This window comes from Rugamonas sp. DEMB1, from assembly GCF_029834475.1.
GTDB classification, from domain to species: Bacteria; Pseudomonadota; Gammaproteobacteria; order Burkholderiales; family Burkholderiaceae_D; genus Rugamonas; species Rugamonas rubra.
In genome coordinates this window covers 2,585,405-2,600,083 of the sequence record NZ_CP122407.1, presented here as the reverse complement: position 1 = coordinate 2,600,083, position 14,679 = coordinate 2,585,405, and the positions used below count along the sequence as shown (strand labels likewise).

The 14,679-nt window shown below is 58.4% G+C and carries 10 protein-coding genes and 1 pseudogene; 1 reads left to right on the top strand and 10 read right to left on the bottom strand.

What is annotated here, in order from left to right; all coding sequences use genetic code 11:
* Positions 1 to 93: 93 nt before the first annotated feature.
* The 6 genes from QC826_RS11840 to QC826_RS11815 all read right to left on the bottom strand — a co-directional run bounded on the left by QC826_RS11840 (position 94) and on the right by QC826_RS11815 (position 5,931).
* Positions 94 to 1,446, bottom strand: a complete 1,353-nt coding sequence (locus QC826_RS11840; protein ID WP_279765799.1) for a nucleobase:cation symporter-2 family protein — start codon at positions 1,444 to 1,446, stop codon at positions 94 to 96.
* Positions 1,447 to 2,053: 607 nt separating this feature from the next.
* On the bottom strand, positions 2,054 to 2,467 hold the full coding sequence (locus QC826_RS11835; protein WP_139236697.1) for a hypothetical protein: 414 nt from the start codon (positions 2,465 to 2,467) through the stop codon (positions 2,054 to 2,056).
* A gap of 568 nt (positions 2,468 to 3,035) precedes the next feature.
* A complete protein-coding gene (locus QC826_RS11830; RefSeq protein ID WP_279765798.1) occupies positions 3,036 to 3,290 on the bottom strand; it encodes a hypothetical protein in 255 nt (84 codons plus the stop codon).
* An 89-nt stretch (positions 3,291 to 3,379) separates the two neighbouring features.
* Positions 3,380 to 4,141, bottom strand: a complete 762-nt coding sequence (locus QC826_RS11825; protein WP_279765797.1) for a hypothetical protein — start codon at positions 4,139 to 4,141, stop codon at positions 3,380 to 3,382.
* A gap of 153 nt (positions 4,142 to 4,294) precedes the next feature.
* Positions 4,295 to 4,546 (bottom strand): hypothetical protein, encoded by a 252-nt coding sequence (locus tag QC826_RS11820; RefSeq protein WP_279765796.1) that lies wholly within the window; start codon positions 4,544 to 4,546, stop codon positions 4,295 to 4,297.
* 50 nt (positions 4,547 to 4,596) lie between these two features.
* Positions 4,597 to 5,931, bottom strand: coding sequence for an IS4 family transposase (locus tag QC826_RS11815; RefSeq protein ID WP_279765795.1), 1,335 nt, complete (start codon positions 5,929 to 5,931; stop codon positions 4,597 to 4,599).
* A 339-nt stretch (positions 5,932 to 6,270) separates the two neighbouring features.
* Here QC826_RS11815 and QC826_RS11810 point away from each other — a divergent pair, with 339 nt between their 5' ends.
* Positions 6,271 to 7,590 (top strand): ISL3 family transposase, encoded by a 1,320-nt coding sequence (locus QC826_RS11810; protein WP_279761751.1) that lies wholly within the window; start codon positions 6,271 to 6,273, stop codon positions 7,588 to 7,590.
* Here the strand turns inward: QC826_RS11810 and QC826_RS11805 are convergent.
* The 4 genes and pseudogenes from QC826_RS11805 to QC826_RS11790 form a co-directional block, all read right to left on the bottom strand.
* The gene (locus QC826_RS11805; protein ID WP_279765794.1) at positions 7,571 to 8,473 is read right to left on the bottom strand and encodes a DUF262 domain-containing protein; all 903 of its coding nucleotides are present in this window, start codon (positions 8,471 to 8,473) and stop codon (positions 7,571 to 7,573) included. The two genes, QC826_RS11810 and QC826_RS11805, sit on opposite strands and share 20 nt — an antisense overlap.
* A gap of 40 nt (positions 8,474 to 8,513) precedes the next feature.
* A pseudogene (locus QC826_RS11800) lies at positions 8,514 to 9,474 on the bottom strand (IS5 family transposase).
* A 169-nt stretch (positions 9,475 to 9,643) separates the two neighbouring features.
* Positions 9,644 to 9,946: a hypothetical protein gene (locus tag QC826_RS11795; protein ID WP_279765793.1), complete on the bottom strand. Its 303-nt coding sequence runs from the start codon at positions 9,944 to 9,946 to the stop codon at positions 9,644 to 9,646.
* Positions 9,943 to 14,631 carry a hemagglutinin repeat-containing protein gene (locus QC826_RS11790; protein WP_279765792.1) on the bottom strand — a complete coding sequence of 1,563 codons (4,689 nt, stop codon included), beginning with the start codon at positions 14,629 to 14,631 and terminating at the stop codon, positions 9,943 to 9,945. The genes QC826_RS11795 and QC826_RS11790 overlap by 4 nt, the downstream gene beginning before the upstream one ends.
* Positions 14,632 to 14,679: the final 48 nt, after the last annotated feature.

Below are 14,679 nucleotides of genomic sequence, written 5' to 3'. Positions count from 1 at the left end.
CTGCGGAAACAATGCACGCGCACTGCGGAAACAATGTGAAAATCCCGCGCCGGCGATGGCGCGCCGGCGCGGGAACTTGAAGCAGGCAGTAGTTTAAGCGGCTTCCAGCTCCTGTGTCAGGAAAGCTTGCGGCACGTCCTCGTCGTCCTCGTCGTGCTCGACGGGACGCTCGGGCAGCACCAGGTTGAGGAGCACCGCCACCAGCGCGCCGACGGTGATGCCGGAACCGAACACCTCCTTGACGAAGGACGGCAGCTTGGCCAGCAGCTCGGGCCGCACCGTCACCGCCAGGCCGCAGCCGATGGCCACCGCCATGATGATGCTGTTGCGCTTGGTGCTCTCCACCTTGCTGAGCAACTGCACGCCGGCCGAGATGATCATGGCGAACATCATCAAGCCGGCGCCGCCCAGCACCGGCTGCGGAATCGTCACGACGATGGCGCCGAGCACGGGGAACAGGCCGGCCAGGAACAACAGGCAGCCGGTCAGCGCGACGACGTGGCGGCTGGCCACGCCGGTCAGCGAGACCACGCCGACATTCTGCGCGAAGGTCGACACCGGCGGGCTGGACATGACGGCGGCCAGCGCCGAGCCGAGGCCGTCGCACAGGATGCCACGGGCCAAGGTCTTGCCGCGCATCTTGGTGTTGGTGGCGGCGCCCAGCGCCATGAAGGTGCCGGTGGTCTCGACCATGGTGACCAGGAAGGCGACGGCCATGGCGACGATGCCGGCGATCGGGAAGGTCATGCCGTAGTGCAGCGGCTGCGGCAAGGCGAACACCTGGGCCTGCTCGACCGCGGCAAAATTAATCATGCCCAGCGACAGGCACAGCAGGTAGCCGACAAACATGCCGATCACCACGGCGGCGGCCGAGACGATGCCCTTGCCAAACTGCACCAGCGCGATCACCGTCAACAGCACGAAGGCGGCGATGCCCAGGTTGGCCGGCGCGCCGTAGTTGGCGCCCGGGGCGAAGCCGCCCGCCGCCCAGTCCACCGCCACCGGCACCAGCGACAGGCCGATCATCGTCACCACCACGCCGGTGACGGCGTGCGGGAACAGCTTGCGGATCTGTGGCATGAAGCAACTGCCAACGATCATCACCACCGAGCCGGCCAGCGAAGAACCGAGGATGCCCGGCACGCCGTGCTCCAGGCCGACGCTGATGGCCGCGCCGACGAAGGCGAAGCTGGTGCCCATCACGCAAGGCAGGCGGATGCCGACCGGGCCGACGCCCTTGCACTGGATGAAGGTGACGACGCCGGAACCGAGCAAGGCGGCGTTGATCAGGGCGACGATCTGCTCGCCCGGCAACTTGAGCGCGGCGCCGACCACCAGCGGCACGGCGATGATGCCGCCCAGGGCGGCGAGCATGTGCTGGGCGGCCAGCAGGATGGTGGTGAGCAGTGGCGGTCGGTCTTCGACCTGAAAAAGCAGGGTATTCATTGAACATGTCTCCATCTATTTTATTTTGGTAGTGGGCGGTGCGTGCTACGGACAACTCGCCTGGCCTACCCGGGGCCACGCGCAAATCAAATCATTGCATCGCCAGGCGGGCGGCGAAGGCCGCGTTTGGCGTCGGGGAATCTGTTCTGTGTTGCTCTGCTAGCGCTCCGGCCGCTGGCCGCGATGGAGACGTGTGGTGCTGTTGATGTCAACGATATTGCCGTCGTGTGGATTCCTTGTCAATCAATTTTGTATACAATTTTTGGATATCAAACAACAGGCGGGAGCGTGAAAAAGCGCCTTTTAAAGGGCTTCTCAGAGGGGGAATGGAGCGGAGGCGTGGCAGCGCACGTGGTGGCCGGAATGGCGGATTTGCGACGCCCTGCCCGCGTTTGGCGCGAGCCGGCAAGCGATTGTGGACAATATTACAGCGCTATGTCGCTGCAGGAATGGCAAGGTGGGGTTGGACGTTTGGCGGGCTGAGGGCGGCGCCGGCTCGGTCGAGGGAGCGTCTGGCCGGCTTCGACCAGATCTTATTGGAACTACAAGGGAATGCGGGCGGCACGCTTGCCCGGCCGCCGCGAGGTGCGGAGGCCGGGGCGCAAGATCAGTGAACCAACCTCGCCGCTGGGCGCCAGAAACGGCTAGGCACGCTGCCGGTCAGTTGGAAGCGTTCGATCACCGACCAGGCGTGCGTCGCCTGCTCGGGGAAGGCGTCGGCCAGGGCGCGCAGCACATCGCAGGCGGCGGCGCGCACTTCCTTCTCGGTGTAGTTGACCTCCTCTGGATCGCTGCACAGTTCGTCCAGATCGGTCCACACGGCATAGGTCCGCTCCGTCAGCTCAGAGTCCACCTCCTCGATCAACCAGCCCGGATCACCTCCGATGCCGCCCTCCGGTCCCAAAATACTGTACAGGAAGGAGGAAAAACACGGCGCCGCATGCGGCGGAAACGCCCAGAACATCACCTGGTACAAATTGTGATATTCATCGCTAATTTCATCTAATTTACCCCATATCATCTAATATTCCTCAATTCGACTTCGCACCTCAATGACATTGCGGCAACAAGGATTTCCCCGAGCCCTCGCTATGTCAGCAAGCGCGAAACAAATTCATCAAACAGCTTTGCGCATATAACTTCTGAACCACCAAACTACCATCCATCGAAATATTATCAATAAAACCATTGTTGACTGAATTGACTAAATAGAATTAATTCCATTAAATTAATATTGTTCGATGCGCAAATAGCTGACCACGTACAGGACGTTGACCGGAGTTTGCCAAGCAGACGGCGGTCGTTGCAAAGAGTATAGAGATTAGATTGCTATATAGCAACTTCTATTATGTGAACCTGTCAGTTCTGACAGGTATTGAGCGCCACAACGTGGCTAATACGCCATTATTCCGATTAGAAATATGGGCAGACAGGCAAGCTTGTGAAATAATAGTTTGATTCAATGCGCCTCAATTAAGCTGGAAGCACTGCAGCCGAACCAGATACTTGCAGATTGATAGTATTTTGATTTTCACTTTATATAGCTTATTTAACAATATTGGTCCGCACGAACGTAGGATGTGGACACATCAATTGGACTCAAAACGCACGTCCTTGACGATCTGTTTTTTGCCCCAGGAAAAATTGCACACTCTGGCGACCTCGGCGCCATCCTTGCTCTGGGGAACGCACCCGCCGCTGATCTTGACGGTCTTTTCGCCCTGCATCGACAGCGGCAACTCCAGCACCAGACCTTCCGGGACGGTGTGCGTCAACTCGATCTGTTCCACATAGTCGTCCATCAAGGCGAAGATCAGGACATTGTCGGCCTTGAGCGTGTACACATCATTGCGGAAATATATTTAGTGCAATGGGCCGGCGCAGTTCAGTATCGAGCTACTAGATATCACCCCCAGAGTTTAGAACTAGACCACTATACGAATGTTGGCCGAGGAACATTCGGCATATCTTCGTATGCTTTCAATATGATCTCCCCTGGCAGAATATTACATGTTTCGCTCCAATAGACAATCTTCAACCAAGTAGCGGCCACCAAATATTGCCCAGAGCCTAACCAGTTATTTTCCAAATTCGCCTTAAGCATCTTTCGTCCCGCATTCAAAATATCCCCTTTATCAAACCGCCCATACAATTCATGCAAACAAATTGCATAGCCAAAATCACGTGGCTTAAGAGTTCCCTTCAATGAAATATTTTTCTTCGTAGAATATTTCTCATACTCTATCATCCCTGCTTCATATTTCTCAGACTGACAACAAAGGGGCATATAATCGTCAAGACGGCCCGTTGATAGCTCATTTTTTGAAAAAACACTCTTGTCAAATAATGCAGAAGCATTAAAATCTCTGGCTACACCCCAAACATCGGCAGCATTCACCCCATCACGCATCCATATGCCAATCGCCAATGCCCACCTCAACGATTGTTGATGAAAATTTCCACTTTCGCCGAAATTTTCATTTTCTTCAATAGCAAATTTTATCCAATCAATTCTTTTTGAGAGCAAAGGCGATACTTGCTCTCGCATACCGACGAGGTATAGTCGAATAATTTCATTTAACTGCACAATAGCAACATTCCCCATGGGGCGCTGGGTATCAAACTCCGTTCCAAGCAGTCTTTTTATACCGGCCTCATTCACAGACTCACGAATCCTGACAGGATTAAAAATCATAATTATCCTTTAACATGGCCAAGATACGTGTCCAGTACCGTTTGACCGTGGATGCGTTTAACGAATAGTTCCGGCTTGCGACGTTGCCATTCCTTGAGCGCCTGTATCGGCGGCGACGAGCCGATGGCGCGCTGTGGAATGTCGCACCGTCTGCTAGCGACCGTATGTCACTTTCAGGAAAATCCAAACAATTATTGTCCCCCCTGGTGCGACAAGGATGAAAAAATCCCCCCATCTAAGAAGCTGATCAATCGTCGGTAATTTATAGTTAGCGTCAACCAAAATCCAACCAATAAGTTGGGCGAATATGAATTCAAAAATAATCATCCCCGAAAAACTTAGCAGAATAAAAAATACAAAAATATATGAAATTGATAAAATTTCTTGCTTTATCCGAATACTCATTTCTTTTTCTCCGTCACCGATGGGGTTAAAACCATAGGTTTATACACAAGTCACTCGGCTTCCTCGCGTAGCGCCTTTATTGTTTGTGCGGCCACCCGTACTTCCTGAATCCCCTGCCAGATCGTTTTCACTCCTGGATCGCCGTCGCCTTTTCGCCCCAAGAATCCGCCGACGCGGGCGATCAGTCGCAAGACTTCGTTAAGGGTCGGAGGTCGATCCGGCCGTCGCTCCTTCGTGAGCAGGTAGGCGCCGCGGATTTCGTCAGGATCAAAGAACAGGCTCGCGTCCAGGTCCGGACAGATGCGGCCCAGGCGCATCAAGTGGGCGATGCGCCACGCCACGACCATGAACAACGCCAACGCGCGCTCGATATTGTCGATGTGGGACAGCTGCATCGCCTCGACCTTGCACGCATTTTTCAACACATGGAAGAAGATCTCGATTTCCCAGCGCGCGCGGTACCAGTCGATCAACTCGATCACCTCCTCGCTGGTGGTGGCCGAGCGGTTGGTGAGCAAACGCCATTCGATCGGCTCGACGCCGGCAGGCGCATCGATTTCGCGCGCGATCACGCAGGTCGCCGCGATCTTGGCGCCGCGCCGCGCCGGCAGCTCCACCCGTTTGGCCCACAGTTGCTGGCGCACCTTGCGCCCCTTCTGTTTGTCGCGCGCGCCGATGGTGAAGCTGATTTCCCCCACCGGCGCGCCGTCGAGCGTGTGCGCCCACAGTTTCTCGCCGTCCGGCAAAGCCCTGTCGGTCTTGGCGCGGACCAGCCAATCAGCCGGCGTGCCGCAGTCCTGTGCGTACTGCATCAACTCGATCATGTCGGCCTCGCGGTCGGCCACGTACACCAGGCGCGTCGCCGGCATCTCGGCCGCCATCTCGGCTACCCGTCCGTACCCCTCGATCCAGCGGCCGCTCTCCTTGATCCCCGGCCGCACCCCGTCGGCGTCGATCTTCTCGCGCGCCCACATCCAGGCGTCGATGACGCCCAGCGGCAACCGCTCCGGCGTGACGGCATAGGTCGGATGCACGTACATGCCGCGCTGGACTTCATAGCTGAGTGGCCCGAGGCCTTCGATCTGTTGTCCATTAAAATTGAGTTCGGTCGTGTCCTGCAAGCACAAGATGACGGGGTGTTCGCCCATGCGCTGCTGCGTCTGGGCCCAGTGCGGCGCCATGATGTCACGCCACTCGACGGCCTCGTTTTCGAGAAACCGGTACGTGGCGATGGTTTCGCCCCAGCCGTTGCCCGACTTGGGGATGCTGGCTGCCGGCCTGTCCGAAAAGCGCTCCATGATCTTCCTTGCGCGCCTGTCGAGGCGGGCATCCCCAAGGTAAAGTTCAGCAAATTCCACGTCCGTCCAGTGCGTCGATTCAGTCATAGTTGCTTGAGGCAAAAGACAAGAGTAAACCTGAAATTTCAAGGGTTTACAAGCCAATTCGCAAGTGTATGAATGTTAACGGTTTTTCCCGGCAGCAGTGTTGTCCGTCGGGTATTCTTGGCGGACTGGAGATGTGTATAACCTATGGGTATAACCGGGTGATTACCAAAAACCAAATGATGATCGATAAACAATTTCTCAATTTCATCAATAAGTGGTTCGCAAAGAATTTCTGAGGATGAGTAATCAATGGAATATTTTTGGTTCTATGCCGTTTCCAGTGGAAATTGACATCGGGTATCATGCCGGGCAACGCCATTTTGTGAGTGCAAGTTCCTGATGAGTATCGCCGTCGAAGCCCTGTTCACCACCGCGCTGGGTCTGCAAGCGCCGTGGGTTGTTGCCAAAGTTGACCTGGATACGGCCAAGCGCCGGATCGATTTCGAGGTGTCGTGCGAGGCGGGGAAGCTGCCGTGTCCGGCCTGCGGCGTGAGCGGGCAAGGCATCCACGACCGGGTCAAACGCAGCTGGCGGCATCTGGATTTCTTCCAATTCGAAGCCTGGCTGCACGCCGAGGTGCCGCGCGTCGATTGCAGCGCCTGCGGCAAGACGACGCAGGCCGAGGTGCCGTGGGCGCGGCCGGGCAGTGGCTTCACCCTGCTGTTCGAGGCTCTGGCCCTGTCGCTGTGCCAGACTCTGCCGGTGGCCCAGGCCGCGGCCCAGTTGCGGGTGCGCTCGAAACGGCTGTGGCGGCGCATCGCGCACTACGTGGGCATCGCGCGGCGCCGCGACGAGATGACGGGAGTGCGCGTTGTCGGCATCGACGAGACCAGCCTCAAGAAGGGGCACAACTACGTCACCGTGGTGCACGACCTCGAGGCCCGACGGCTGCTGTTCATGACGCCGGGCCGGGACCACGAAACGGTGGCCGCCTTCAAGCGGGAGTTGGTGGCGCACGGCGGCGCAGCCGACGAGATCAAGCATGTCTGCATGGACATGAGCGCGGCCTATGCCAAGGGCGTGGCCGCCAGCCTGCCGAACGCCCAGATCAGCTACGACCGCTTCCACGTGATCGCCCTGGCCAACAACGCCATGGACGAGGTGCGGCGCGAAGAAATGCGCACCCAGCCCAAGGCCGTGCGCGCCGCGCTGGGCGAAGACCGCAAGGCGGTCAAGGCAATGCTGTGGGGCATGCGCAAAAATCCCGTCGGCTGGACCTACCAGCAGATCAATTCGATGCATTGGCTACAACGCTCCAATTTGAAAAGCGCTCGCGCCTGGCGCTTGAAGCAGGCCCTGCGCGAGGTCTATCGCGGCGCCGTGGCCGCCAACTGCGCCGCCAAGGCGGAGCAGGACTTGTTGGGCTGGATCTCCTGGGCGCGCCGCTGCCGCCTGGAACCGTTCAAACGTCTGGCCAACACCCTCAAGGAGCGCCTGCCCGGCGTGGTGCGCGGCATGCTCGACGGCCGCAGCAACGCCTATGTCGAGGCGATGAACGGCTTGCTCCAGCAGACCAAGCGGGCCGCGCGCGGCTTCCGCACCGTCACCAACTTCATCGCCATTGCCTATTTACGCATGGCCAAACTCAAACACCTGCCGGCCAATCCGCTGCGCGCTGCCGTACCGCGCGAGTTTGGCGTTACGCGGCATGCCGCCTGAAGTCAATTTCCACTGGAAACGGCATAGAGCCTTTTAATTTCGCGGCATCAACTGACCCCTTGGATTTCAAGTTTTTTGTAAAATGATTTTTTACCAAATCTGCTAATGCAAGATCTTTACCACGAGTGTTAAGTGTCTCAAAAATCAGATATGCATCATCCTCATTATCAAGGGTCACCAATATTAAATTAAGGTTCAGAACCGACGCACGAAGCTCTGACAATTTATTAACCTTATTTTCGATCTTCATGTCAACAGAAATTGTCGTATCTAAATCAATTGCTCCTAACGCATCCGCAACAAGAGAACTGAAAATCTTGAATGCATTCTTTAAATTAAGCTCCTCCGAATGAATTTCCGCCTCCAGCTCTGGATGCCCAAATTTTTGTATATGTTCTTGAAAATAAGGAAATGAACTTTCCGTTTTTATAACATACTCATCTTTATTTTCTCTATTTTTCCGTTCAATTAATTGATGCAGCCCCAATGCCAAATCGTTACGTCCTAAAGCCTCCATTTCATTTCTAATTACACAAAGCAAGATTGTAATCGAAGTCAGTCGCTGCTGCCCGTCAACCACACCATACTGTTGTTTTGCTATCTTATACACAACCATCGATCCAATAAAATAATCATCATCCTTATTCGTTATTAAATCATTCCAAAAATCAATGAGATTTTCATCATCCCAAGAATATGGGCGTTGAAATCGCGGAACGTGAAAATAGCTACTCACCAGCAAACTTTCCACATCTATATCTTCCGATTCTATTTTCATATACTTTCCTGAAATTTTAATTAATATAACAATTCTCGGCACAAATAAATTTTCGGCAAAGCCAATAGTGACTATTGTCGTTGGCACCATCCGGCGTTGTTGCATAAATCGAGTCTGACAGGGACTTTCCCCTTTCCCCATGAATTTACCCGATACGGACGGACTGAGGGCGTGCCAGCGCGACCATGCGATTGAGCACGCCCGCGCGGATGGCCACCTCGGTGGCCTGGGCGCCAATCGTGCGCGCCGCCAAGCTTCTGCCGGTGAGCACCTTCAAGCGGTACATCAACGTCTCGGCGAGCGAGCGCCGGTGGTAGCCGCTCGATCTCTTCCACTCCCGTCGGCTGCTGCGGCCGATGATGTCGAGCGCGTCGTTGCGCCAAGCCGCGCCCGGGATTCGTTGCGGCCAGGGCGCCGCGCCGTCGCGCGGCGGGATCGACGGCGTGGCCTCGCGCGCGGCGATCACCGCGTGGCATTGCCGGGTGTCGTAGGCGCCGTCGCCGCCGACGCCCCCGATCGGCGTGCCGGCCGGGATCTGGTCGAGCAACTCGGGCAGCACCTCGCCATCGCCGACATCCTGGTGCGTCATCAGCACCGCGCAAATCTGGCCGGTGTTCGCGTCCATCGCCAGATGCACCTTGCGCCAGGTCACTGCGTTTGGAATAGCCGTGCTTGCGCACCTTCCATTCGCCCTCGCCAAACACCTTCAGGCCGGTGCTGTCGACCACCAGATGCAGCGGCTCGCCGCTGCGCAAGGCCGGCAGCACAACGTCGAGCTCCCGGGCGCGGCGACATAACGTCGTGTAGTTGGGCACCGGCAGATCGCCGAAGGCGAGCTTGTTCATGCTCCCCGCGAAACCCTGCAACGCGCGCAGCGGAAGGCGAAACACCTGTTTGAGTCCAAGCAGCATCTGGACGACCGCGTCGGCGTAAAGGCGTGGCCGGCCGCGCTTGGCGGCGCCGGCTTCGGCATTCCGTTGCCACAACTCCGGCTCCATCCAGATCGTCACGTCGCCTCGCGCGATCAGCCCGGCGTTGTAGGCGGGCCAGTTCTTGACGCGGTACTGGCCCTTGGGTTCTTGCCGCTGTTGTTCGTCCTTGCGCATCGGTTCAGGCAAAAGACCAGAATCTACGCAAGTTCGTCGAAAGTTAACAGCCCTGCGGCACCGGTTGTTGCGCGTAAACGTCAGCCCTCGCCACGGCTGGATTTATGCAACAACGCCGCACCATCCCGTCATGATGGCCGTAATCATACAAAAACTGATAGTTAGAAATCTATTTTTGTGCAGGAATAAATTTAACTTTAACCATTGGCCCTAAAAATTCCTGCAACATAGATGCAAGTTCGACACCGCGCTCATTATGCAATTTAAGATCATTGGTACTAACAAATCCTGATTCAGGAGGGTAATCGTCGGAAAATGTATTTTGAAATTCCTTATCCCACTTTTCAATTTCCTCAGCCAGCCTACCAGAAATATTAAGTTCGGATAACTCAACATATCCCATTTCATCTAAATCAGCGTCGAATATAGGAGGGGCACCATACACGGCACCAAAGCGAATATCTTTAATCATATTGGTTTCCATTTTGAAACAGGGTTTGCCCGAACAATAAATCCATTTGATCCAACACCAACTGAAATATGTTGAACGATACCATTATGCACTATTTCGAATACTGGAGCAGATCCGTTTACCCCTACAATCTTCCCTTCCGTTACAGCCTTCATTACAACAGATGGAATCTCAGACGACAATATCCCCTTATCTGCAAAATTTAAAGCGTGCCGTTCTAGGATGTGTTGCAATCCAGCACTTGAATCGCCCAACTCTAAGAAGACTACCTTCCCTGCTGAATTCCTTCCTGTTGCAACCACTCTATCCGCTGTAAATTTCACTCCATTTTCAGCTAATTCAACCAACAGCGCTGCGTCTACAGACCTGGCAATATTTTTTGAAACCTTACTTGCATCTTCTAGGATCGCGGCGACTTTCCCCGCTTTACCTATACTGCCGATTCCGTCACCCACGAAATTTGACAATACCTCGCCAGCAATTTTCCCTAGAGCGAAACCATCTCCTTTTTCATAAGCAGCTGCCAATTCTTCCCGTGACTCAGCTCTCGCATTACTTATTATTTTAATCCAAAGCGAAGGGCTACTTGCCACTTTAATGACACCATCAATTGCCTTGTCAATTTTCGCCTGAGCCTGTTCGTCTCCAAATTCCGCCTTGAAAGTAATGACAACCCCGTCCATAAGCCCAACCAAGCCACCTATGACACCATCCTTCAACCCGATAAGCCCTCCCTTTGTACGATCCAAGGAGCTGATTGTGCTATCCGCTGCACGCCGGGTCTTCCACATTTGCTCGTCATACCAGAAGAAGCTATTGCTCTTCGGATCTACGGATGAATCGTACTTGCGTATAATATCTGCATACGCACTGCGAACCTCCTGCCTGACAGCCACGCAACGAGCACTGCTATCGCCATCGCAGTTACTCAAGGCCACTTCACGCTGCTTGTCCAAGGTCTCAAGACGTTTCACCTCGGCACAGTCCGAAGCGCTTCCTTTGCCAGATTTGCAGCCCTTCTGCGCTTTTAGCAAAGAATTGATTTCGTCATGCTTTAAGTAGTTGTTGACGACCTGATCATAGCCGCTAACCGCGCCGGCATCTCCCCCAACCATGCCGGCGAGGCCCGTGCTCGCGGCTAGTATCACCACCTTGCGCACGGCATCGGGCAAGTCCAATCCTTTAATATACTCATCGACCTGCGGAGCCGTCCATGCGCTGACGCCCGCGCCAGCCGCACCATTGACGCCACCGGCCAGGGCGCCAATGACAGCATGCGCCAAGACGTGATATGCGCCACCTTCAGCCCACTTCGCCGCCTCGGCTTTATCCCCAAGGGCGAGCGCATCATTTTTTTGCTTCACGGCATAGTCGCCCACCTCTTTCGCCGCCAACTGGCTAAACGCGGCGGTAATTGACATTTGCGCATTTACCTCCTTGTCCAATGCCTTGGCGTCCCAACCCTTGCCCAGGCTATTTGCCGCGTCCTTGTCGCTGCTGACATCGCGGTTCAACAAGGCCAATTGCTGCTCGACCGTCCTGCCCGTCAACTCCCGCTGGCGCGCCTCGTTGGTGATGTCGATGAAAGCATCGCTTACCCCTGCCAGAGTCACGCTTTGCTGGCTGCCCGAAGCGCTACCAAATCCGGCGCCGCCTCCGTGGCCTCCGGGATTTTTCTTCTCGTTCGCAGCCTTCTTGTCGGCATCCGACTGCGCAGTGGTTTGGTCGCCAATCTTGCTGCTGAAACTTCCGCTCACGCTGAAGCCGCTGGCGTCGTGGTGGTCCTTGTTTTGCAAATCGCTGGTCGTCAGGCTGCCCGTGACCAGGCTGTTCACGCCCTCCGCGATCGCCACTTGGTCGCTGCCCAGCACCGCGCCCTTCAGGTCGGTGTTGCCCTTGACGGTGAGGTCGAAGCCGCCGTCGCCGGCCTTGATGCCGCTCTGCTCGATCACGCTGAGGAAGTCGCCCTCCACCTTGGAGTTGCTGAAGCTGCCGCTCACCGAGCTGTTGCCGTAGCAGACAGGCGGCACGCAGACGGTGATGCCGACGCCCGCGCTGACCTGCTTGCTCTTGTACTTGCTGCTGTCCTGCAGGCTCTCGATGTTGAGATTGCCGCCGATGTCGGCCACCACGGAATCGCCGGCGATCACGCCGCCCTTCACGTTGGTGTCGCCGCCGCTCGTCACCGTCACCACGCCGCCGCCGGCGACGTGGGTGTTGCTGTGGCTCAGGTCGTCGCCGTCGGCGTTGCCGCGCGCCTTGGACGCGGCGAAGTCGAACGTCATGCCGTTCTGCTGGCCGCCGAAGGCGAAGCCGATGCCGATGCTGGCGCCGCTGGAACTGTTGGTGCTGTGCTGGCTCACCGTGCTTTCCGCCGCCAACAGATTCACCTGGTTGCCCGCGTTCAGCGTCACGTCCTCGCCGGCGCTGATGTCGCTGCCGATGGCGGTGATGTTGCTGTCCTTGCCGCCGCCGGTGGCCTTGATGGTGACGCTGCCGCCGGCCGCGATGGTCGAGCCCACCGCGACGGCGGCGCTCTGCACAGAGTTGCTCTCGCTCTTCGAGTTGCCCAGGCTGACGCTGACCTTGATGCCCGTCGACATACCGTTGGAGAACTCCTTGGCGGCCTTCGCCAGGGCCGCCGAACTGGCGGCGAGGTTGACCGCCGCCAAGGCCTGCATGCGCGAGTCCTTGGTGCTCTTGCCGGCATCGAGCGTGCCCTTGACGCCTTTGATGGCGTCGATCAGCGGTACGCTGACCGTGCCGCCGATCGCCGTCTTGGCGTACGTCGTGTGGTCGGTGCTGTCGGTCGTGCTATACCCGGCGTTGACCAGCACGTCCTTGGCCGTGATGGCGATGTCGCCGCCGGGAGCCTTGACCTGGCTGGCCGTCTGCGTGTAGCGCCCGCCCGCCGTCAGCTCGACGTCGCCGCCCAGGCTGGCGATCTGGCTGCCGACCTGGGTGCTGTTGGCGTGCCTGCCGTCGGTGGTGGTCTTGACGGTGCCGACGGCCGGCTGGAAGTTGCTGCCGATGGTGCCCGACTTCTTGCTGCTGGTGGCGTAGTCGCCCGTGTCGCGGTCGGCCGCGCTGACGATGCTCAGGTCGCCCTTGGCGTTGATGCTGAGCTTCCCGTCGGCCACCACCGTGCTGGCCTTGACCACCGTGTCGCGCCCGCTGGTGGCGGCGATGCTGCCGCCGCTGAGCACGCTGCCGATCTGCCGCACCGTGTCGCCGTTGCCGCTCTTGTCGTCCTGGCTCTTGCTGTAGCCGATGCCGGTCGACAGGTTGAGGCTGAAGCCGCTCTGCTTGACCTGCGAGCTGTGCCGCTCGCTGCCGCTCTGCTCGGCGCTGGCGATCAACAGGTCGCGCCCGGCGGCCAGCACCAGCGCGTCCGTCGCCGTCAGCTGGCTGGCGGTGACGGCGATGTCCCCGCCCGAGTGCACCGCCACGCCGGCGCCCGCCACGCTGCTGCCCACCACGTGGCTGCTGGCGCTGTAGTCGGCGCTGTCGCTGCTGCCCTTCTTGAACGTGCTCTTCCACTCGCGGTGGCTGGCCGTGTCAAGCAGGTGCTCCTCCTGCAGCTGCGTGATGGCGACGTCGCCCGTTGCGCGCAGCTCGACCTTGCCGCCGCCGGCCACGCCGCTGGCGACCAGGCTCAAGGCTCCGGTCTCCTTGGTGCCGGCCTTCAGGCTCAGGTCGCCGCCGGCCGAGACGGCCGCGCCGGCCACCGTCTCGTTATGCACGATCGTCTTGTCGTAGGTCTTGCTGCGCGCGTCGTTGCTGACGTCCAGCCGGCTCTCGTTCTTGACCGCCGCCACGCTCAGCGCGCGCCCGGCCTCGAGCGCGCCCTTGCCGCCGGCGGCGGCCTGGGTGCCGCTCAGCGCCAGGTCGCGGCCTGCCGTCATGGTCAGGTCGCCGCTGCTGTTCAGCTGGCTGGCCTGGTGGTTGACGCCGCTGCTCGAGCCGGTGAAGCCGGAGGCCTTCCACTCGGAACTGCCGCCCGTCTGCACGGTGTTGAAGGCGATGTCGCGCCCGGCCGCGACGCTGGCGCCGGCGCCGGCGCGGATCGCCCCGGCCGTGTCGGCCACGTCGCGCCCGGCGGCCAGCGTCAGCGCACCCGTGGCGACAATGCTGGCCTGGTTCGACAGCGAGGTGAAGCTGCCGCTGATGACGCTGCCCGGCCGGGCGCCGCCGTACTCCTGCTTGATGCTCAGCGTCTGGTTGACGATGTCGCCGCCGGCCGTCAGCTCGAGCGCGTTACCGCGCACCGCGCCGCCCTGGTTGAGCAGGTCGCCGGCCGAGGTGAGCACGGTGCGGCCGTTGGCGCCGTCGATCAGGCCGCCACGGTTGACGATGCCGCCCTCGGTGGTCTCGATCTCGACACCCTCGCCGGTGACCAGCGCGCCGCCCGCTTTGACGGCGCCGGCGCCGGCGTGGGCCAGGTAGACCTTGGGCACCAGCACGGTTTCGCTGCTGCCGTCGGGCAGCACGACGTTCCGGCTTTCCAGCCAGACGATGTCGCTGGTCAGGTGGGCGACCTGCTCGGCGCTCAGCGAAATGCCGGGCCGCAGGCCGTATTCCTTGGCGTAGCTGATGCCGCTGTTGAGCAGCTCTTTATAGCGGCTGTCGTCGCTGGCGCCGTTGCGCGGGGCGCGGCCGGTCAGCTCGTCGAGCTGCTCGCGCACCAGGCGCTGCTCGTAGAAGGCGTCGCCCAGGCGCTTTACAACGTCGGC

Bases quoted from the DNA above. Each gene is read 5' to 3' on its own strand.
- QC826_RS11840 (WP_279765799.1), bottom strand. From the start codon at position 1,446: ATGAATACCCTGCTTTTTCAGGTCGAAGACCGACCGCCACTGCTCACC.
- QC826_RS11835 (WP_139236697.1), bottom strand. From the start codon at position 2,467: ATGATATGGGGTAAATTAGATGAAATTAGCGATGAATATCACAATTTG.
- QC826_RS11825 (WP_279765797.1), bottom strand. From the start codon at position 4,141: ATGATTTTTAATCCTGTCAGGATTCGTGAGTCTGTGAATGAGGCCGGT.
- QC826_RS11820 (WP_279765796.1), bottom strand. From the start codon at position 4,546: ATGAGTATTCGGATAAAGCAAGAAATTTTATCAATTTCATATATTTTT.
- QC826_RS11815 (WP_279765795.1), bottom strand. From the start codon at position 5,931: ATGACTGAATCGACGCACTGGACGGACGTGGAATTTGCTGAACTTTAC.
- QC826_RS11810 (WP_279761751.1), top strand. From the start codon at position 6,271: ATGAGTATCGCCGTCGAAGCCCTGTTCACCACCGCGCTGGGTCTGCAA.
- QC826_RS11805 (WP_279765794.1), bottom strand. From the start codon at position 8,473: ATGCAACAACGCCGGATGGTGCCAACGACAATAGTCACTATTGGCTTT.
- QC826_RS11795 (WP_279765793.1), bottom strand. From the start codon at position 9,946: ATGATTAAAGATATTCGCTTTGGTGCCGTGTATGGTGCCCCTCCTATA.